This is a genomic window from Bradyrhizobium sp. S3.3.6, from assembly GCF_040546905.1.
GTDB lineage: Bacteria > Pseudomonadota > Alphaproteobacteria > Rhizobiales > Xanthobacteraceae > Bradyrhizobium > Bradyrhizobium cytisi.
Genome location: NZ_JBEPOT010000012.1, coordinates 135,412 through 154,832 on the forward strand (window position 1 = coordinate 135,412; position 19,421 = coordinate 154,832).

The window sequence follows — 19,421 nt, forward strand, 5'->3', positions numbered from 1 at the left end:
CACCATGCCAGTTCAACCGCGCTCTCAGTCCGGCCTCACGGAGTTCTCGTCCGGTGCCGGCGCCGTAACCCTCGGCAACATGCCGAGCATCAGCTTTCAGGGCAGCAATACCTGGTCGATCGAGGTTTGGGTCTACCTCGACGCGCTGGTCGACCAGATGAACCTGGTCAGCCGGCAAGGAGAGTTCGCGCTCGTCACGCAAGGCGGATGCATTTCGGCCGCCCGCCAGAGCCAGATCTTTCCGCTCGTCAGCACTCCTTTGCTCGCGCCGCACACCTGGTATCACGTCTGCGTCACGTTCGATGGCGCCACCATGTCGCTGTTCCTCAATGGATTGCGGCGCAATTTCATCACGATGACGGATTCTGGCGTCGCTAACCAGGGCCAGCCGATGACGATCGGCGGCGGATTTTATGGCCAGACGACCGGCGCCCGTTTCTGGAATATTGCGCTGCCGCCAGACATTATTTTTGAACGGCAGTGGAGCAGGTACGCGGCGAACACCGCCAATTTGATGGCGCAAATCGACTTCACGCAAACGCCCCCCATCGACACCTCGGGGCAGGGCGCGCCGGTGACGGTTTCGGCGACCGGCGTCGCCTACCTGCTGTATACGCCGGCGGCGAACCTGGTCGAAGGCGCCTTTTGCGATCCCTACAACGACAATGCCGTCAATCCCGGCGGCTCCGCCGCGGACTTCACGGTCATGGCGTGGATTTCGCCGCAGGCGCAGCCGGGCAAGCAGGCGATCTTTTCCAACGGCTTGTATGGCGCCGCGGGAATGTCGCTGGCGATAAATGCGGCCGGCAAGATCGAGTTTCAGATCGGCGGCGCGACGGCCGTGGTTTCAACCACGGCGCTTCAGGTCAATCGCTGGCGCAATGTGACGGCAACCTGGAGCGCTGCCGGCGGCAACGCCGCGATCTTCCTGGATGGCGTGCAAGACGCGACCGGCACGATGGCGTTCGCAACCGCGCGGTCCGGCGGCGCGCCATTGGTCGGCGCAGCGGCAACCAGCAGCGCCGCGCTGCCGTCCTTTAATTTCGTCGGTTACATCCAGGCCGTGAGCCTGTGGAGTTACGTCTTAACAGCGGCCCAAATCCAGAACTACATGACCGACGACCCGATCAACGATGCCAATTGCATCGCCGACTATGATTTCGTGCCGCCGCGGGCGCAGAACAGTTGGTCGCTCAATCCGGTCGGCATCGTCGGCAATGCGTCGGTTGTGGCGATCAGAAGTGCCGGCACGGTCAGCGTGAATACGATGGCGCAACGGCCACGACCACCGCTGCTACCTGTCGCGACCCACATGACGCCACGCAATGTGCGGTCCGATGATCTGTCGCTCGACACCCGTCGCGCCATGGTTGCCGAGTTCCGCGCCTTCATGACCGAGCGCCTCGGGCTTGCTCCGGAGCAGCAGGAAGAATTTGCGGCGCGATTTCAGGCGAATCTTGCGCTGAGGGCGGAACAGCTCGCAAGCGGGACCTACCGCGTACCGTTTCAATTCAGCGTCGAGCCGCTGGCGGGGGACCGTAGCCGCTTGTGGCTGCATGCCGATGGTGAATCCACCATCATCTATGAAGGGGAGTTCGACGCCTGCACCACGTGGGCCATTCAGTTCATCATCAGCCTCGGGCTGACCCTGTACTCCGTGTTCAGCTTCAGCATGAATATTTCCAAGGTCGCCGCCGGCCTGACCAATTATCTGGCCCAACGGATCAACACGATTGGCCTGGTGCCGCAGCTGCGCGTCGTGTTCAATAAAGGCATAACGCCTACCACCGTCTATAACGCGCTCGAGCTGCTGTGGGACTACGGGCTCCTGACCGGAACGATGAAGTTCTTATGGCAGGCAACGAGTGCCTCGGTCTCGTGGTGGACCATCGGCAGTATTGCCGTTCGGATCGGTCTGCTGTTCAGCCCGTTCGCACCGCTGGAGGTCGCCGTCTTCATCACCGAACTCGCCAAATCGATCATCGATGTTCGCGCTGCCTGGAACGATCCCAACAATTGCTGGAAATCCGGCGCGGAGCGGCGGGTGTTGTCGGGACCCATAGGCTGAACGAAAAACCCGGATGAGGACTTCGCGCCCGGGACGGACCTCAATCAGCCGGTCGGTGGCTTGCTCTTCCAGCCCCCCACTCGGGTCGTGGCCTTAAGCCTCTAACTCCCGCCCGTGCGGCTGTCGAGAACGCCCGGGATCGCTTTGGCGCGGGTTGACCCCGGTTTGTCCATGGCTATAGTCCGCCGGCTTCGCGAGGCTCCCTCCCGGGACCGACCGAGGGCCCCTGTGGCGGAATTGGTAGACGCGCTCGACTCAAAATCGAGTTCCGCAAGGAGTGCTGGTTCGATTCCGGCCAGGGGCACCAACTAGGCTGTTCAAGCCAGTTCGAAAGCGCCCGCAACCGTCCGCACAGCTCTCAGAACCCCTTGAAAAATAGGCCTTTCCGCGTACATCGGTGTTCGTCACCGTTTGTTCTCATCCGATCCTAGCCGTCCGATTTGTTGGCATTTTTGTTGGTATCGGGAGAACAAGCGTTCGCGGCGACTTTCGCTATTCAAGGACGCCAAGGCACGGGATGGCGATGTCGTCGAGCTCCAGCTTGCGCATCTTAACAACTCGACCGTGGAAGGGCTCTACAGAAGCACGGCCCGCTTGCGCTGATCGGCTCGCGCACGAAACTGATGTGACGCTGGGCTGATCGGGTCGACCGCTGAGCGCTTGACCATTTCCTGAAACAGCGGGGAACTCCCTGCCCTGCTTGCCGGCTGCCTCAGCAGAGCGTCGTTGTCGACGTATGCGGTCATGGGAGAAGTGGCCGTGCCGCGTCTGATTCACGTCCGGGTTCGAAGGTAGCGCCGGAGATGCGCGGGACCGCTCAGGCGAAAGTGCAGCCCTTGGACTCCAGCACCTTGCCGATGCCGGACAGCTCGAGAATATCCCCGCCGGCCTTGAGCGCCTTCATCACGCCGGCTTCCTTGTCCTCGCGCGCCGCCGACTTGACGCAGACGTCGGCGATGTTCTCCTTCGGCACGATCACGACACCGTCGTCGTCGGCACTCACGATATCGCCGGGACGAACCACAATGCCGCCGATGACGATCGGCTGATTGATGGTGCCGAGCGTCTCCTTGACGGTACCCTTCATGCAGAGTCCGTAGGAGAAGACCTTGAATCCGGTGTCGCGCACCGCCGGGCCATCGCGAACGCCGGCATCCGTGACCAGGCCGACGATGCCCTTGGCGACGCAGGCCGTCGACAGCACTTCGCCGAACCCGCCTTGCTCGGGATGATCGCCTGCACTCACTACGAGCACGTCACCCTGCTTGGCCAATGAGATGGCAGTGATGAGCATCATGTTGTCGCCCGGATGGCAACTGACCGTCAGCGCCGGCCCGCAGGCGCGCATTCCCGGATAGATCGGCTTGATCCGCGACGTCAATGCACCCGAGCGCCCCTGCGCCTCGTGCAGGGTGGACGGAGGAAATTGCTTGATGCGCTCGACGAGGTCTGCAGCAGGCCGATCGAAAGTTCTGACAACGTGAACCATGGTCCCTCCGAGGGTCCGCAATCTAAGCTTCACCTGAGATAGTCGACCGTCTCAGATCGGAGAATTTCAGTTTTTAGGATTGCCACATCGTGTTTCGTTATGGCTCGCTCTTCTGGCCCTCCAGAGGCGATGTTGGAGCAGCCTCTGCGATGGTAACCGCGCCGGGAGGGATATCGAACTGCCCCCAGGTCTTGACGATGATCTCGAGCAATATCTTGTAGACAGCGAATGCGGCGTCCGACAAGGCAGCGTTATCGGAGATGCACAGCGACATCTGCTGCGAGGCCGACGGCGCATTGATCCGCCGAATGCAGAGTTCATCCAGGTTCGGCAATGCCTTTGCGATGGAAATGGGCAGCACGGCGGCCCCCACTCCAGCCGCAATCGCCGAAGAGAGGGTCGATTGGGAATGGATCTCGGCGACGATGCGCGGGCGGAGTCCCACCTCGGCGCAGACCCGCTCGACCGTCTGTCGCAAGAAGGATTCCCGATATGGAAGAAGCAGGTCGAATTGCGCGACCTCCTGCGCCGAAACCTCCTCCGGAGGCATCTGCTCCGTATACATGCCGCGGGGCGCGACAAGATAAAAATGCTCGCGCATCAGCGGCTTGTAATCGAGACCGGTCACCGGGCGATCGCCGTAGAGGACCGCCATATCCATGCTCCCCTTCAGCATCATCTCGCTGAGCATGACCCCGGAGCTGTCGTAAATGTGCGGCACGATGCCGGGATAGCGTTGGCGTACCTGCATCAGTAGCGGGGTCGCCAGCAATGCCGCCGAGCTGAGCGGCGCCAGACCGATCGTGACGTTGCCGGTCAGCTCCGGCTTGTTGTCCAGAATGGTGCGCCTGGCTTCTTCGATCTGCCGCTGGATTGACTTGGCGTAGCGATAGAGGATCCGTCCGGCCTCGGTGGGCTTGACCCCGCGGGCGCTGCGGTCGAGCAGCTTGCACTTGAAGTCCGCCTCCAGGCTCGCAATGTGCTGACTCAGAGCCGGCTGGGCGACATTCAGCACCTTCGCCGCGCTCGTCATGCTGCCGAGATCCACGACCTTGATGAAGGCCTCCAAGCGTTTCGTATCCAATACGGCGTCTCCGGATATCCAATCAGGGAGCAGAGCAGCAGCAATAGGCTGAAGCTATGGGATCAGAAGGAATTGTTCTTACCACTGGGAACTTGAGGGGCCTATAGCTAGTGCTGATCTCGTCCGCCGCTCGCGTTGCAGCCGACGCCACCAGCGGGTCGGACGGTAGCAGAGGAGCCCTCGCGGATGGGATTTTCGGACTATCGAACGGCCCTGGTGACGGGCGCATCCTCCGGAATAGGAGCTGCGACGGTTCGCCGCCTGCGTGCGGAAGGGCTCGAAGTCTACGCCGTGGCCCGCGATGCCACCCGCCTGAGCGCCCTGTCCGCGGAGACCGGATGCCGCCCGTGCGCCGTCGACGTCGGCGACCTCGACGCGCTTGCGGCACTGGCGAAGTCGGCCGAGTTCGACGTCTTGGTCAACAACGCCGGCCAGTCCCGGCGCGGCAATATCCTGGACACGACACCTGAAGACGTCGACGCGCTCATCGACGTCAATCTGCGCGCGGTCCTGCATCTGACACGACTGATCGTGCCGGGCATGGCGCACCGTGATCGAGGCCACGTCGTCAATATCTCCTCCATCGCCGGCCATTACGCATTTGGCGGCGGAAACACCGTGTATCACGCCACCAAAGCGGGCATTCACTCACTGTCGCAGCAGTTGCGTGTCGATCTCTACGGGACCAGGGTACGCGTCACCGAGATATCGCCGGCCCGGGTCGAGACCGAGGTTTTCGGCCGGCTGCTCGGCGATTTGGCCGAGGCCAAGCGTCGCTTCTTCGACGACTATGATGCACTTCAGCCCGAGGACATCGCCAATTCGATCGCATTCGCGGTCGGGTCGCCGGCGCGCATGAATGTCGCCTTCATGGAAGTGCTGCCGACCCAGCAAGTCGTCGGCGGCCTCAATTTTGCACAGAAGGGCCGGCCGCCGGCCGAGTGACGCATGAACGCCCCGAACTCGACTTGCCGTCAACGCGGAGGGTGACCGTGGACCTTCCCAAAATCGAACAACTCGTGGATCTGGTTGCGCGCTCCTCCATCGCGGAGCTGGACCTTACGCAGGACGGCACCCGTATCCGCATCCTCAAGCGCGCGTCTGCCGGAGCGGCCCCGGTTCCGAGGCAGCCAGCAAGCGGAGGCAGCGTTGAGGCTCCCCTCCTCGATCGCCAGGGGAGTCCTGCTCCCGAAGTGCCTACCTCGGCCACCGCCGACATTGTCGTGCCTGCGCCGATGCACGGCGTGTTCTACCGGGCTGCGGCTCCGGACGAGCCGCCGCTGGTCGATGTCGGCGCGCGGATCGAGGCTGGGCAGAAGATCTGTATCATCGAAGCGATGAAGACCTTCATCGACATCGCCGCCGAGGCACCAGGTGTCGTGCTTGCGATCCTCGCGGAGGACGGTGACGAGATCGAAGCGGGGCAAGCCCTGTTCCGGATCGGTCCCGCGGGTTCGTCCTGATGTTCAACAAGGTCCTGATCGCCAATCGCGGCGAGATCGCGTTTCGTATCCAGCGCGCCTGTCGGGCGATGGGTCTCAAGACGGTCGTCATTCACTCGGAGGCGGATAGCGAGGCGCGCTATGTCGCGCTCGCCGACCAGGCGCTCTGCATCGGGCCGGCACCGGCGAGCAGCACCTATCTCAACGTGGCGGCGATCCTGCTCGCGGCCGAGGTCAGCGGCGCTCAGGCCATTCATCCGGGTTACGGGTTTCTCTCGGAGAGCGCGGAGTTCGCCGATCGGGTCGTGCGCGCCGGTCTCAACTTCATCGGCCCGCCCGCGGATTGTATCCGGACCATGGGCGATAAGGTCGCGGCCAAGCGCGCGATGCGACTGGCGGGCGTGCCTTGCGTGCCGGGGCCGGACAGCGCCCTGCCGGATGATCCTGCCGAGGTGCGCGCGATCGCGCGGGACATCGGATATCCCGTCATCATCAAGGCTGCCGGTGGCGGCGGCGGGCGCGGCATGCGGATCGTGCGCAACGCGAGCGCGCTGGACGAGGCGCTGGCGCTGACCCGCGCGGAAGCCAGCAAGGCCTTTGCGAACGCTGCGGTCTACATCGAGAAATTCCTCGAAAAGCCCCGCCATATCGAGATTCAGGTGCTATGCGACCAGCATGACAACCATCTCTGGCTCGGCGATCGCGACTGCTCGCTTCAGCGCAGGAACCAGAAGGTCGTCGAGGAGGCTCCCGCACCCGGCATCGATCGCGCACTGATCGAGCAGGTGGGCGCAAGCTGCGTCGAAGCCTGTCGGCGGATCGGCTATCGCGGCGCCGGCACGTTCGAATTCCTCTACGAGGACGGGCAGTTCTTCTTCATCGAGATGAACACGCGCGTCCAGGTCGAGCATCCCGTCACCGAGATGACGACGGGAATCGACATCGTGAGGGAGCAGATCCGCATCGCGCAAGGCGAGCCGCTGGGCATCGCGCAAGGCGAGATCGCGCGCGTCGGCCATGCGGTCGAGTTCCGCATCAATGCCGAAGACCCCACCACCTTCGCGCCCTCGCCCGGCACGGTGACGCGCTGGGATATGCCGGGCGGCGTCGGCATCCGCGTCGATTCGCATATCACAGCCGGCGCCACCGTTCCCCGTCACTATGATTCACTGATCGGCAAGCTGATCGCCCATGGCGGCACCCGCGAAGAAGCTCTGGCGCGTGCGCGCGTCGCCCTGTCCGAACTACGCGCCGAAGGCATCCGAACCAATGTGCCGCTGCATCAGGCGATCCTCGCCGACCCGACGTTCTGCCGTGGCGGCTATGACATCCATCATCTCGAGTACTGGATGAATGCGCGGGTGGCCTCGCGATGACGACGCCGGGCCGGCCGCGGATCAGCCTGCTCGGGACATCAGCCCTCCTGTTCGAGGCGCCTGGCGTGTTCGACCTGCCGCATCAGCGGCGCATCTGGGCGCTGGCCGCCGCCGCTTCGACATGGCCAGGAATCCGCGAGGCCATCCCCGGCATCACCAATTTGATGCTGACCTTCGAAACGCCGCCCCGCGAGCTGGGCGGGCTGATCGCCGCGCTCAACGACGGCTGGGACGCAGCGGAGGGCCTCGCGATTGGCGGCCGCGAGATCCGGTTGCCGGTCACCTATGGCGGCGAGGTCGGATCATCGCTTCAGTCCGTCGCCGATCATTGCGGCCTGTCCGTGGACGACGTGGTGTCGATCCATGCCGCACCGCTCTACACGGTGTTCGCACTCGGGAGCCATCCCGGCTATTGTTACCTCGGCGGCATGGACCCGCGCATCACCATGCCGCGGCGGCAGATACCGCTACAGCGTTCCGCGGGCGGTTCGGTCTCCATTGGCGGATCGCAGACCGGCGTCTCCGCATCGCCCGGGCCGAGCGGCTGGCACGCCATCGGGCACACAAGCTGGACGTTCTTCGATCCGTCCTGGCCTTCGCCGGCCGCGCTCGCACCAGGTGACACCATCCGTTTCGAGATCAAGCAGGTGATCCGTTGATCGAGATCCTGTCGGTCACAGGTCCCGCCAGCGTCCAGGATCTCGGCCGCTTCGACCAGTATCGCTTCGGGGTCGGCACGGCGGGCGCGATGGACGACGTTGCGCTACGCGCCGGCAACATCCTGCTCGGCAACGACGAGAACGCTGCCGGCATCGAAATCCCGATGCTGCCGTTCCGCCTCCGTTTCGACCGGGACATGGCCTTTGCGCTCACGGGCGCCGGTGTCGAGGCCGAAATCGAAGGGCTCGCAATCCCATCCTGGTGGCGCTCGCATGCACGCGCCGGAGACGTTCTGACCATCAAGGCGATATCCCACGGCGCACGCAGCTATCTGGCCGTCAGCGGCGGCATCGACGTCCCTGTCGTGCTGGGCTCGCGAAGCACGCAGTTTCGCGGGGAGTTCGGCGGCCTTCACGGACGTCCGCTCCAGCCCGGGGATATCCTGCCCTGCACCGCGTCAGCCGCGACCATCGGCGAGCTCGGGGTCGAGCCGGCCGAGATCACGCTCGCGCGACCGAACACTGCCGCGGACGAAACCATCGTCAGGGTCGTGATCGCCGGCGAATATGACGGGTTCGACGCTGCCACGCAGGCGCTGTTCTGGTCCAGTAGCTGGAAGATCACGCCCCAGAGCAACCGCTATGGCTACCGCCTGCAAGGCCCCGCCGTGAAGCCGAGAGTGCCGATCGAGAAACGCTCGCACGGCATCGTCCCCGGCGTCATCCAGATTCCGCCGAACGGACAGCCGATCATCCAGATGCGCGACGCCCAGACATCCGGCGGCTATCCGAAGATCGCGACCGTGATCCGCGCCGATTTGTGGCGCGTCGCGCAGGCGCGGCTCGGAAGCAAGCTGCGGTTCGAGCAGACGGCCTATGCCGAAGCGCTGGCGGCCGAGGCCGAGATGTCAGCGTATATCGAGCGGCTCAGAACCAATGTGCGTCTTATCGAGGAGATCAGAACATGCCGATCAAGCTGACCGATATCGCGCGGCTGGCGCAAATCCTCGAAAGGTCCGGCGTCGACACGATCGAGATCGAGGAGCCCGGCCAGTCCCTGAAGCTCGTCGTCGATACGGGCCCACGAATGGCCGCGTCACCGACGCCTGCCGCACCGGCTGCTGACCATTCCGTCATCGCCAAGGCCGACGTCGCAGGGCATTTCCTCGCGGCCCATCCCTGGCGGGACAAGCCGTTCGTCGCACCGGGCCAGCACATCCAGGCCGGCGCGATCGTCGGCCTCGTCAAGATCGGCCTGCTGTATGCGCCCATCGTGGCACCGGCCGCCGGCACAGTCGATGCCGTGATCGCGGAGCCTGGTGCAACGGTCGGCTACGGCACACCGATTGTGCGGATCCGCCCGCCCTCCGGGAGCAGCCCGATCAATTGAGCAGGACAGTTGCGGGCGTGACCTCGCCGCCGCCCTGCTCGATCACGCGGCGCACCGTGCCGGCGAGGTTGACCGATCCGGGCGTGTCGCTGTGGATCAGGATCGAGCGCGCCTCGACCTTGATCGACTTGCCCTCAATCGTCTGCACGGTGCCACTATCAAGAAAACGCTTGACCCGCTCGGCCACCGCATCAGTCGAGGCGATGACGGAGTTGGGAAGCTTGCGGGACACCAGATGGCCGTTCTCGTCATAGGCGCGGTCAGCCAGGAACAGAGTGAGGATGCGCAGCCCCACCTTGCGCGCAGCGCGCACGATCTCGGCGTCCGGCTGCGAGAACACGATGAAATCGCGATTGATGGTCGCAATCGCACGGGCAACCACATCGGCCATATCAGGATCGGCATTGACCATGTTGCCCATCGCCGCATGGAAGCTGACATGGGTCACGCGGTGACCGGCATTGGCTGCGATCGCCTGCAAGGCGCCGATCTGATAGACCATGTGCTTCTCCAGCTCAGCCGCATCCATCTGGATGACGCGGCGGCCAAACCCGAGCAGATCGGGCAGGCCCGGATGGGCACCGACCTCGACCCCCTTCTGCTTCGCCAGGCGGACCATGCGATCCATGATGATCGGATCGCCGGCGTGGAAGCCGCACGCAACGTTGGCGGACGAGATGATGCCCATCAGCGCCTCGTCGTCGCAGATGCGATAATTGCCGAAACCTTCGCCCATGTCCGAATTGATGCCGATTTTCATGCTCGCACCCTGCTCTTGTTGTTGTTGACGTCTACTTTTGTTTGAGCATGATCTTTTCGGAAGACCGCTTCACACTTTTCCGGATCATGCTCTAAAGCTCTCGATAGAGATCCGCGGTTGCTCGCAGCTTCGCGAGATAGTCGTTGACGGGAGCCATGGCCGCGACCGCGTCCAGGTAGCTGACCTCGCAGAAGGCGATGAACGATCCAGGTGCCGCCTGGCCGAGGCGCCAGAGATCGGCCTCAATCACGGCCGCCATCTTTGGATAGCCACCGGCCGTATTGGCGTCGCTCATCTGGATGATCGGCTCGCCGGCCGGCGGCACTTGCACGACGCCAGCCACTACGCCATGCGAGCGCATCTCGACCGGTGCATCCAATGTCAGCTTGCTGCCGGTGAGACGGTAGCCGCCGCGGTCGCTGCGGGCGCTGATCTTCCATCTCGTGGACCAGAACGCCGCCTGCATCGCCTCCGAAAACAGGTCATATTCGCCGGCCCGCAAGACGCGTATCAATAGCACACGGTCATCCGCTGGAGCGGCGCCCGCGATCGCCACATCCGGCGGCGCGACTCCAAAATCGAAGCGGCCGTCGCTCCTGTGCGGCGAACGCCCGATCGGCACGGCGTCGCCGGCCTGCAAGGTACGGCCCTCGAGCCCGCCGAAGCCGCCGCGCAGATGCGTGCTGCGCGAGCCCAGCACGCGCGGAACATCGATGCCGCCGCCGAACGTTGCGTAGACCCGCGCGCCACGCCGCGGCGCGGTGACCGCGAGAACGTCCCCCGCCTTCGCCCGCATGCACCACCACGGCCGGACGGTTGATCCCGCCAATGTCGAGGCGTGATCTGCGCCGGTGAGCGCAAACGCGGCATCTGTCTGGAAGCGCAGGCGGAACGGAAAGGTCTGGATCTCGATGCCGGCCGCATTGTCATCATTGCCGAGCAGCGCATTTCCCGCGGCAAGCGCGACGGGATCCATGGCGCCCGACGTGCTCACGCCGAAACGACGCGCGCCGCGGCGGCCGAGGTCCTGGATGGTGTTGAAGGCGGGGCTGGTCAGTATCTCGATCACAGCTCGATCCGATCGATCCTGAATCTGACACGGTCGCCCGGAAGCATGAGCGAAGGCTGTTCAGACCGCGGGTCGAACATCGCGACCGAGGCCCATCCGATGGCGTTCCATCCATTCGGACTTGTCAGCACCGCAACGCCGGTCTGCATCCCGCCGATGGTCACCGAGCCCGCGCGCATGCTGAGTGACGGCACGGATTTGCGCGGCATTTCGATGCGCGGGTCAAGGCCATGGAGGTAGCCGAACCCCGGCGAGCTCGCGACCGCGCAGACGGTGTAGTCGCCTTCGCTGTGGATCCTGATGACCTCGCGTTCGGACAGTCCGGAACGGCTTGCGACCGCCGGCAAATCGAAACCGAGCTCCCCGCCATAGACCACAGGAATTTCGATCACCTTGCCGCCGGTCTTGCGGCTCGGCGTACGATGCCACAGTTCGGCGATCGAAGCGCTGAGCATGCCGATATCCGCGGGCGGCTGCTCGAATACGAGCATCACATTGGTCACGCCAATGACGGCTTCCTGGACGTTGGGCCAGGCGGAAACAGCATCCGCCAGGGCCCAGATGCGTCCCTGCTGAACCAGGTCAAAATCACCCGGCGCCTCGACCAGCATCGCAAGTGTGCCGATCAGGCTGATCTTCGGGCTTTTCTCGATCGTGCCGACAAAGGGGGCGCTGGGCTGATTAATCGACAAGAGGGCCTCGCTGGTCCAACGCTCGTGGGCGCCGCCAACCTCAAATCTAGCCACGCAGCGAAAGCCGATCCAAGACGGTGTTCGTCTGCGGGTATAAGAGATGTCGATTGCCCGCGAGACGCCGCACTCGTCCCGAGCTTCAGTGACGCACGATGACGTGATTGCTGGGCGACTCCCACCGCGCGACAACCTGCTCGCCCACGGCGTATCGAAGTCCCGCTTGCTGCGATTGATTCTGCTCGAACACGATGATCTGCCCGCCGCTCGGCGTCTTGAGGTAGTAGTGACTGACGAATCCGCGATAGATGGCCTGGTCGACACGCGCCATCACGCTATTGGCACGTTGCTCCGTCGGACTCTGGCCAATGCGCTCGACGAGGATCGCTTCGGGCCTGATCGAGACCATCACGTCGCTGACGGATTGCGGTATCTGATCGACCTGAAGGCTCAATTCGGGCGATACACGAACGACCGCTCCGTTCCCGTTTCGCTGCTCGATGGAGCCCTCAAACAGATTTGACGCGCCGATGAACTGCGCGACGAATTTCGAGGTCGGGCGCTGATAGATTTCGGTCGCCGAGCCGACCTGCTCGAGCCTGCCATCGCGCATCACGACGATCTTGTCGGCCATCGTCAGGGCTTCGTCCTGGTCGTGGGTCACCATCACGGTGGTCAGACCGAGCCGGCGCTGAAGGGCGCGCAGCTCGACCTGCATGCTCTCGCGCAGCCCCTTGTCGAGCGCCCCAAGCGGCTCGTCGAGCAGCAGCATGGCCGGCTCGATCACCAGGGCGCGCCCCAGTGCGACGCGCTGCTGCTGGCCGCCGGACAGCTGCGCCGGATAGCGCTTGCCGAAGCTGGAGAGCTGGACGAGATTGAGCGCCTCGCCCACCTTCCTTGCAGCATCGGCCTTGGATATCCCGCGCATCTCGAGGCCGAATGCAATGTTCTCCTCGACGGTCAGGTGAGGAAACAACGCGTAGTTCTGGAACAACATCCCGACGTTGCGGCGATGCACGGGAACGCCGGTCATCCTGTTGTCGTTGACGAACACGTCGCCGGATGTCGGGCGGATCAGCCCCGCGATCATGCGAAGGCAGGTCGTCTTGCCGCATCCGCTCGGACCGAGCAGCGCCACCATGTGGCCCGGTTCGATCGTGAGCGAGACGTCGTCGACAGCGACGGTGCGGTTGTATTCCTTGCTGAGGCGCTCAAGCCTGACTTCGGAAGACCTCATGACAACCTGCCTTAGCTCGTGAACACCTGATTATAACGCTCCAGCCACGGACCGCGGCGCGGAACGATGAACTTCCAGTCCGGCGTGAACAGTCCGAGATCGGCCGCCTTGGTGTCGGGATAGGCCAGGAACTTGGCCGTCTCCGGCTTGAAGTCGATGCCGCCCACCGAGGGCGCGCTGAGCGTCTGCTCGGACAGCATCTTGGCCACCGAGGGCTCCAGGATGCGGTTGATCAGCGCACAAGCAAGCTCCGGTTCAGGCGCATTCCTGACCAGCGTCATGCTATTGATGCCGGTGAACGCGCCTTCCTTGGGGAACGTCATGTCGAGCGGCATGCCCTTGGCCGTGTGCGGATAGATCGCCTTCGAATATTCGATGCCGCCAATCGTCGCCTGACCCTGGGCCACCTGGAGCACCTGCGCCTCGCTGTCGTAGATCGTCAGGACGTTGGGCTTCAGGGTCGCGAGTTTGTCCCAGCCGCTATCGACCAGGTATTGCGCCTCCTTCAGCGGCTTGCCCGTCGTGAGCGCCGTGGCCACGATGAGCATCAGCACGCTCTGGGTGTTCTTGGGCGTGTTCAGCAGGATCTGCTTGCGATACTTGGCGTCGAAGATCTGCTCGTAGCTCTCGAGCGGCTTCGTCACTTGGGGATTGATGAACATGGCCGCGCTCGAGATCGAGAAGCCGACGCCATAATCCTCTTCGAAGAGGTAACGCGGATAGACCTTGGCAAGATTCGGAATCTTGGCGGCGTCGAGCTTGTCGATCAGCCCCTCCTGCTTGGCCTGGGGAATGCCGACATCGTCCATCATCATCATGCTGAAGCGCGGCGTGTCACGGGTGGCGCGCAGCGCGGCAATGTTGGAGAGCGTCGCGCCTTCGATCGTGAAGACGCGGCATTTGAACTCGGCCTCGAACTTGGGAATGACCTCTTTCTGGATGAGCTTGCCGAGCGCGGAATTGTAGACGCCGACATGCAGCTGCTTGACGTCCTGCGCCAACGCCCGGCGAAGGATCGTCGGGAAAGCAATCGCAGATGCACCGGCTTGAATGAGAGTCCTACGTGTCAGCTTCATGGGTCCAATCTCCATCTAGCAATGCACATCATGCGGCCAGCGCGCGGCGAAGGCCGACCAGTTTCTCCAGCAGCAGCACGCCGACCATCGCCATCAGGATGATGATCGTCGACATCGCAGGCACGGAAGGATCAAAGACGTTGACCAGTTGCCGCATCAGGACGAGCGGCACGGGCGAGTATTCCGAGTTCGCCAGCCACATCGTGACCGGATAATTGTCAAAGGACACCATGAAGGCGAACAGTCCGCCGGCGGCGACGCCGGAGGCGATCTGCGGCAACGTCACCCGCCAGAAGGTCGTCAGCCGGTTGGCCCCAAGCGTGCGCGCGGCATCCTCCAGGTTCTCATCCACCAGCTGAAGGCTGGTGACGACCGTGCGGATGACATAGGGCGACGTCACGACCACGTGCCCGATCAGGAGGTTGAACCGGGCATCCTGCGAGCCGAGCTTGGTCAGGACCTGAAGCAGCGCCAGGCCCGTGACCAGCGCCGGGAAAATCAGCGGCGACAGCAAGAACCCCTTGATCGCGGCCAGGCCGAAGAAGTTGCCACGGACCAGCGCAAAGGCCGCGGGCACGCCGAACAGGAGCGAGCCCACCGTCGTGCCAAGCGCGAGCAGGATGCTCAGCCTCATCGCCTCGAGGAAATCGCGGTCCTGGAGAACCTTGGCATACCATTTCAGCGTGAAGCCCTGCGGCGGGAACGTCACGAAATAGGAATCGGAGACCGACACCGCCATGACGAGGAGCAGCGGCGCCAGGATGAACAGCATCATGCCGGCGGTGATGGTGTAGAGGATGAAGGCACCGAAGCCGGAAAATCGCTCGTCCGTCATTCGGGCCTCCTGAGACGCCGTCCTTCCAGAAGCCACATCGAGACGCCATTCACCGCCAGGACCAGGCCGACGAGAACGGCGGCAATCGCGGCGCCGAACGGCCAGTCGTAGACGACGAAGATCTGCTGCTCGATCAGATTGCCGAGCATGATCGCCGAGGCGCCGCCCAGGATCGCAGGAATGACGAAGGAGCCGGCGGTGAGGGAGAATACCAGGGTAAATCCCGCCACGAAGCCGGGCATGCTCAACGGCAGCGTCACGCGGAGGAACACCTTCCACCATGGCGCGCCTAACATCCGGGCTGCATCTTCGAGGTTGGGATCGATCTTGCCGAGCGCCGAGGCCAGCGGCAGAACCATCATTGGGAAGAACACGTGCAGCGACCCGATGACGACGGCTACTTCGGTGTAGAGGACCGATATCGGGGCATCGACGATATGCAGCGTCATCAGGATCCAGTTCAGCATTCCCTTCGGACCGTTCTGCAGCACGAGCTGCCAGCCGTACCCACGGACGACCACGCTGACGATCAGGGGCGCGATGACGATCAAGGTGATGATGCGCGTGACCATCGGACGGCTTTTGACCATCACCAGTGCAACCGGATAGGCGAGCAACGTCGCGAGCGCGGAGGTGATGATGCTGATCCGCAGCGTCGTCCAGAGCACGCGTGCGTAGAGCTCGACGTTGATCAGACGGGCGTAGTGCGCAAGAGTGAACGGACGGCCGATGATGCCGCGGCTGTCCTGTGTCTGGATGCTCGAGAACAGCAGCCCCAGTGCCGGATAGAAGAAGAAGTAAGTCAGGAATGCCAGCATCGGGACGGCGAGAAGCCCGACCGGCAGAGCCAGACGCCACCTCGACGTCCACCGGGTTGCCGGTGGAGCTTGAACACCCAAGACCGCCACAGCATCGTCGCTGGTGGTCATCGCTGGCCGTCCTCGACTGCGCGATACCAAGGCAATACCCCTCTTTGCACAAAGCTTATGCGTCGATATCCTACAGGACCAAGAACATCTTCGTTTAGGGGCATTAAGAAGGATTATGACAGTTGGTTCGGCATACTGCTCCGATCTTGGTCGACGAATGCCGCTGGATGCATCTTTCGTTCTCCACTGAGGGCCAAGCCCCCTGACATATCGACGCCCGGTCAGCGCAGGCCTTCGCAGAAGCTCGCGATACGCCGGCAGCCCTCCTTCAGCGATTCGGTATCGGTCGCATAAGAAATGCGGAAATACGGACTCATGCCATACGCGCCCCCGGGCACCGCCGCGACATGCTGCTCCTCCAGGAGAGCCGAAATGAAGTCGGCATCGGTCTCCAGCCGGCGCCCGCCCTTCGTGGTCTTACCGATGCAACCGGCGATGTTGGGAAACACGTAGAAGGCTCCCTCAGGCTTGTGGCAGGTAATCCCGGGAATCTGATTGAGGAGCTTGACCACCAGATCGCGCCGGTCGCGATAGATGTCAGCGCGCTCCTTCAGGTAGTCCTGCGGTCCGTCCAGGACCGCGACGGCCGCTGCCTGGCTCACCGTGCAGATTCCGCCGGTCGCCTGACCGTGGACATTGTTCATCGCCGCAATCAGGTCTTTGGGACCGCCGCAATAGCCGACCCGCCAGCCCGTCATGGCGTAGGCCTTGGACGCGCCGTTCACGGTCACGACGCGATTCCTCAGCTTCGGCTCGACCTCCGCGATGGTGCAGAACTCGAAACCGTCATAGGTAAGATGTTCATAGATGTCGTCGGTGAGAATCCAGACGTCGGGGTGCTTCAGCATGACGTCGGCGATCGCGCGCATCTCGTCGCGGGTACATGCCGCGCCGGTCGGATTGTTGGGAAAATTAAGGATCAGCCACTTGGTCCGGGGCGTGATTGCCGTGTCCAGATCCGCCGGGCGCAGCTTGAACTGATTGTTCTCCGGGCACGGCACGGCGACGGGCTTCGCTTCCGCCAGGAGCACGATGTCGGCATAGGTGATCCAGCCCGGTGCAGGAATGACGACCTCGTCGCCTGGGTTGCAGGTCGCAAACAGCGCGTTGAAGATGATCTGCTTGCCGCCATTGGCAATCAGGATCTCGTCGAGGGCGTAGTCTAGATTGTTCTCGCGCTTGAACTTGCGCTGAACAGCGGTCCGCAGCGCGACGGTCCCCGGCTGCGCGGGATATTTGGTATCGCCCGCCAGCGCCGCCCGATGCGCGGCCTCGATCGCATGCGGCGGCGTCGGAAAGTCGGGCTCGCCGGACGACAGGCCGACAATCTTGACGCCCGCGGCGCGGAGCTCGCGCGCCTTGTCCGTCATCGCCGCCGAGGCCGACACCTTCACGGTCTTCAGGCGGTTCGCAAGTTCAGGCATCGTCGGCTCCACTTCTCATGTCTTTCAAACGTGCGGCCTCGGATCGGCTCGCAAATCGCAGTTCGCCGACAACCTGGAACGTGGGGACGACCTCGATCGTCGCGACGTTCATCCGTGCCGGCGACCCCACCGCGAACGCAATGGCATCCGCAACGTCTTCGGACTGGAGCGTCTCGAACGCGCCGACGAAACGGGCATCCGGATTGTCGGCGAAATTCTGGTGTTGGAAGATGCTCGTTGCCACGCGTCCGGGCGAGACTTCGGTGACGCGAACGCAGGTCCCGTAGAGATCGACGCGCAGCTGCTGCGACAGCGAATGAATGCCCGCCTTCGTCGCGTGATAGGCCACGGATGAATTGAATGTCGTCGCGTTCTCGCCGAAGGCATAATGGCCGGCGATCGACGAGACGTTGACTACGTGGCCGCGGTTGCGCCTCGCCATGCCTGGCACGATCAGCCGCGTCAGGTGCAGGACCGCGCGCAGATTGACGTCGACCAGCGTGTCGACATCATCAGGTGCAAGATCCAGGATGCTGCCGCGCCGCGACTGGCCGGCATTGTTGACGAGAACGTCGAACTCGGCCGAGCTCGCAAGCCGCGTCAACGCGTCGAGATCGTTCACATCGACGGCGCATGCGTGGCATCCGGTCTCGGCCGACAGGCTTGCAAGCCGGCCGACGTCGCGCCCCAGCGCGTGAACCTCGAGCCCCCCGGTGCGGAGGCGCCGAACCGTCGCAGCCCCGATACCCGAGGATGCGCCCGTCACCAACGCCGTTCGATAGTCCGAAAATCCCATCCGCAGGGCTCTTTCGCGGTCATGCAGAGCGGCGGAAAATTAAGTGCATGGGCCCACGCACGCATAGAGCGGATTTGCTCTGCCCTCATAAGGACATCCAATATCCCGGCCGAAGTCGTCGGCTCGCGAGCCATAAGCACGCCCAATGCCGGCAGAGTGAATTTCTCTTACTCGCCGTCACGCCTGTCCCCTTACATTTCGCGATACTCTTGGCTCACCCGTAGGAGACGGACCCGGATGTTGGAAGTCGGCAATCGGATCGTCATGGTCACTGGGGCTTCGCGCGGCATTGGACGCGCGGTCGCCGACCGGCTCCTGTCATCGGGCTTCCGCGTATCGGCGGGGCTTCGCGATCCGAGCCGGCTCGCGGAGAGCGAGAGACTGATGACGCATCGCTACGACGCCGAGGAGAGCCCGCTCGCGTGGGTCAACGCGACGGTCGCACGGTGGGGCGGCGTCGATGCCATCGTCAACGCCGCCGGAATCAATCCGAAGGTCCGCGTCTCCGACGAGGGTGAGACCGAACTGGACGAAATGTGGCGCGTGAACGTCAAGGGTCCACTGCGCCTCGTCAGAGCCACCCTGCCCCATCTGGCCGTCTGCGGTCATGGGCGGGTCATCAATCTCGGTTCGCTTTCCGGAAAGCGCGTCGGAAGCAATGTCGGCTACGCCATGACCAAGTTCGCAATGGTCGCCCTTACCCACGGCATTCGCCGCGAGGGGCGCGCGGCAGGTATTCGGGCGACGGTGATCTGCCCGGGCTATGTTGCCACCGACATGACGCTGAACGACGACGAGATTCCTCGCCATGAGATGAGCCAACCGGGCGACATCGCGCGGCTGGCGGAGACCGCGCTCATGCTGCCGAACAACGCATCGGTTTCCGAGATGCTTGTGCACTGCCAATTCGAGCCGATGCTTTAATGCTCGGACGGAACCGCTGCCCCCCACGGAGACCGTTCGGTTTGATACGAAAATCGAAAAGTTGGTGACAGAGTCATTGACGGAGGCCAAACTCGAACTGGAGCGCCGCATCCGATTTTGACATGGGCCGCTTGCAGGCGGAGTGCACCATCAACGGCGGCATTGTCTCCGTTC

Annotated in this window: 19 protein-coding genes and 1 tRNA gene; 9 read left to right on the forward strand and 11 right to left on the reverse strand. The window is 63.4% G+C overall.

The features are described 5' to 3' along the window. Positions 1-4: 4 nt before the first annotated feature. Positions 5-2,068 (forward strand): LamG domain-containing protein, encoded by a 2,064-nt coding sequence (locus ABID59_RS28935; protein ID WP_354032448.1) that lies wholly within the window; start codon positions 5-7, stop codon positions 2,066-2,068. 222 nt (positions 2,069-2,290) lie between these two features. Continuing rightward, positions 2,291-2,375, forward strand: a tRNA-Leu gene (locus ABID59_RS28940). Between the two features lie 510 nt (positions 2,376-2,885). Here ABID59_RS28940 and ABID59_RS28945 read toward each other — a convergent pair. Together ABID59_RS28945 and ABID59_RS28950 are read right to left on the reverse strand one after the other, a co-directional pair. Further along, positions 2,886-3,557 (reverse strand): 4-carboxy-4-hydroxy-2-oxoadipate aldolase/oxaloacetate decarboxylase, encoded by a 672-nt coding sequence (locus tag ABID59_RS28945; protein WP_148755320.1) that lies wholly within the window; start codon positions 3,555-3,557, stop codon positions 2,886-2,888. A gap of 97 nt (positions 3,558-3,654) precedes the next feature. Further along, the gene (locus ABID59_RS28950) at positions 3,655-4,626 is read right to left on the reverse strand and encodes a LysR substrate-binding domain-containing protein (protein WP_354085620.1); all 972 of its coding nucleotides are present in this window, start codon (positions 4,624-4,626) and stop codon (positions 3,655-3,657) included. A gap of 201 nt (positions 4,627-4,827) precedes the next feature. Here ABID59_RS28950 and ABID59_RS28955 point away from each other — a divergent pair, with 201 nt between their 5' ends. Genes ABID59_RS28955 through ABID59_RS28980 form a run of 6 tightly spaced genes read left to right on the forward strand, consistent with a single transcriptional unit; the run spans position 4,828 to position 9,508 of the window. Beyond that, positions 4,828-5,586, forward strand: a complete 759-nt coding sequence (locus tag ABID59_RS28955; protein WP_354085621.1) for an SDR family oxidoreductase — start codon at positions 4,828-4,830, stop codon at positions 5,584-5,586. Between the two features lie 47 nt (positions 5,587-5,633). Next, positions 5,634-6,104 carry an acetyl-CoA carboxylase biotin carboxyl carrier protein gene (gene accB / locus ABID59_RS28960; protein WP_354085622.1) on the forward strand — a complete coding sequence of 157 codons (471 nt, stop codon included), beginning with the start codon at positions 5,634-5,636 and terminating at the stop codon, positions 6,102-6,104. Beyond that, positions 6,104-7,459 carry an acetyl-CoA carboxylase biotin carboxylase subunit gene (accC, locus tag ABID59_RS28965; protein WP_354085623.1) on the forward strand — a complete coding sequence of 452 codons (1,356 nt, stop codon included), beginning with the start codon at positions 6,104-6,106 and terminating at the stop codon, positions 7,457-7,459. Before accB ends, accC begins: the two co-directional genes overlap by 1 nt. After that, positions 7,456-8,118, forward strand: coding sequence for a 5-oxoprolinase subunit PxpB (gene pxpB / locus ABID59_RS28970; RefSeq protein ID WP_354032455.1), 663 nt, complete (start codon positions 7,456-7,458; stop codon positions 8,116-8,118). The genes accC and pxpB (ABID59_RS28970) overlap by 4 nt, the downstream gene beginning before the upstream one ends. Continuing rightward, complete coding sequence (locus ABID59_RS28975; protein WP_354032456.1) at positions 8,115-9,098, forward strand: 5-oxoprolinase subunit C family protein; 984 nt, start codon at positions 8,115-8,117, stop codon at positions 9,096-9,098. The genes pxpB (ABID59_RS28970) and ABID59_RS28975 overlap by 4 nt, the downstream gene beginning before the upstream one ends. Beyond that, positions 9,083-9,508, forward strand: coding sequence for an acetyl-CoA carboxylase biotin carboxyl carrier protein (locus ABID59_RS28980; protein WP_148755326.1), 426 nt, complete (start codon positions 9,083-9,085; stop codon positions 9,506-9,508). Before ABID59_RS28975 ends, ABID59_RS28980 begins: the two co-directional genes overlap by 16 nt. Here ABID59_RS28980 and ABID59_RS28985 read toward each other — a convergent pair. The 9 genes from ABID59_RS28985 to ABID59_RS29025 all read right to left on the reverse strand — a co-directional run bounded on the left by ABID59_RS28985 (position 9,501) and on the right by ABID59_RS29025 (position 18,323). Then, positions 9,501-10,268: a LamB/YcsF family protein gene (locus tag ABID59_RS28985; RefSeq protein ID WP_354032457.1), complete on the reverse strand. Its 768-nt coding sequence runs from the start codon at positions 10,266-10,268 to the stop codon at positions 9,501-9,503. The genes ABID59_RS28980 and ABID59_RS28985 overlap by 8 nt on opposite strands. A 91-nt stretch (positions 10,269-10,359) precedes the next feature. Next, positions 10,360-11,337, reverse strand: coding sequence for a 5-oxoprolinase subunit C family protein (locus ABID59_RS28990; RefSeq protein ID WP_354085624.1), 978 nt, complete (start codon positions 11,335-11,337; stop codon positions 10,360-10,362). Next, positions 11,334-12,029, reverse strand: coding sequence for a 5-oxoprolinase subunit PxpB (gene pxpB, locus ABID59_RS28995; protein ID WP_502916838.1), 696 nt, complete (start codon positions 12,027-12,029; stop codon positions 11,334-11,336). The genes ABID59_RS28990 and pxpB (ABID59_RS28995) overlap by 4 nt, the downstream gene beginning before the upstream one ends. Positions 12,030-12,168: 139 nt before the next feature. Next, positions 12,169-13,263, reverse strand: a complete 1,095-nt coding sequence (locus ABID59_RS29000; protein ID WP_354085626.1) for an ABC transporter ATP-binding protein — start codon at positions 13,261-13,263, stop codon at positions 12,169-12,171. A gap of 11 nt (positions 13,264-13,274) precedes the next feature. Continuing rightward, positions 13,275-14,339: an extracellular solute-binding protein gene (locus tag ABID59_RS29005; RefSeq protein ID WP_354085627.1), complete on the reverse strand. Its 1,065-nt coding sequence runs from the start codon at positions 14,337-14,339 to the stop codon at positions 13,275-13,277. Between the two features lie 28 nt (positions 14,340-14,367). Beyond that, entirely contained in the window at positions 14,368-15,174 is an 807-nt protein-coding gene (locus ABID59_RS29010) for an ABC transporter permease (protein WP_354085628.1), read from the reverse strand. Next, complete coding sequence (locus ABID59_RS29015; RefSeq protein ID WP_354085629.1) at positions 15,171-16,103, reverse strand: ABC transporter permease; 933 nt, start codon at positions 16,101-16,103, stop codon at positions 15,171-15,173. Before ABID59_RS29015 ends, ABID59_RS29010 begins: the two co-directional genes overlap by 4 nt. A 221-nt stretch (positions 16,104-16,324) precedes the next feature. Then, entirely contained in the window at positions 16,325-17,527 is a 1,203-nt protein-coding gene (locus ABID59_RS29020) for a pyridoxal phosphate-dependent aminotransferase (protein ID WP_354085630.1), read from the reverse strand. Next, entirely contained in the window at positions 17,520-18,323 is an 804-nt protein-coding gene (locus ABID59_RS29025) for an SDR family oxidoreductase (protein ID WP_354085631.1), read from the reverse strand. Before ABID59_RS29025 ends, ABID59_RS29020 begins: the two co-directional genes overlap by 8 nt. Positions 18,324-18,560: 237 nt before the next feature. Here ABID59_RS29025 and ABID59_RS29030 point away from each other — a divergent pair, with 237 nt between their 5' ends. Then, positions 18,561-19,247, forward strand: coding sequence for an SDR family NAD(P)-dependent oxidoreductase (locus ABID59_RS29030; RefSeq protein WP_148755334.1), 687 nt, complete (start codon positions 18,561-18,563; stop codon positions 19,245-19,247). Positions 19,248-19,421: the final 174 nt, after the last annotated feature.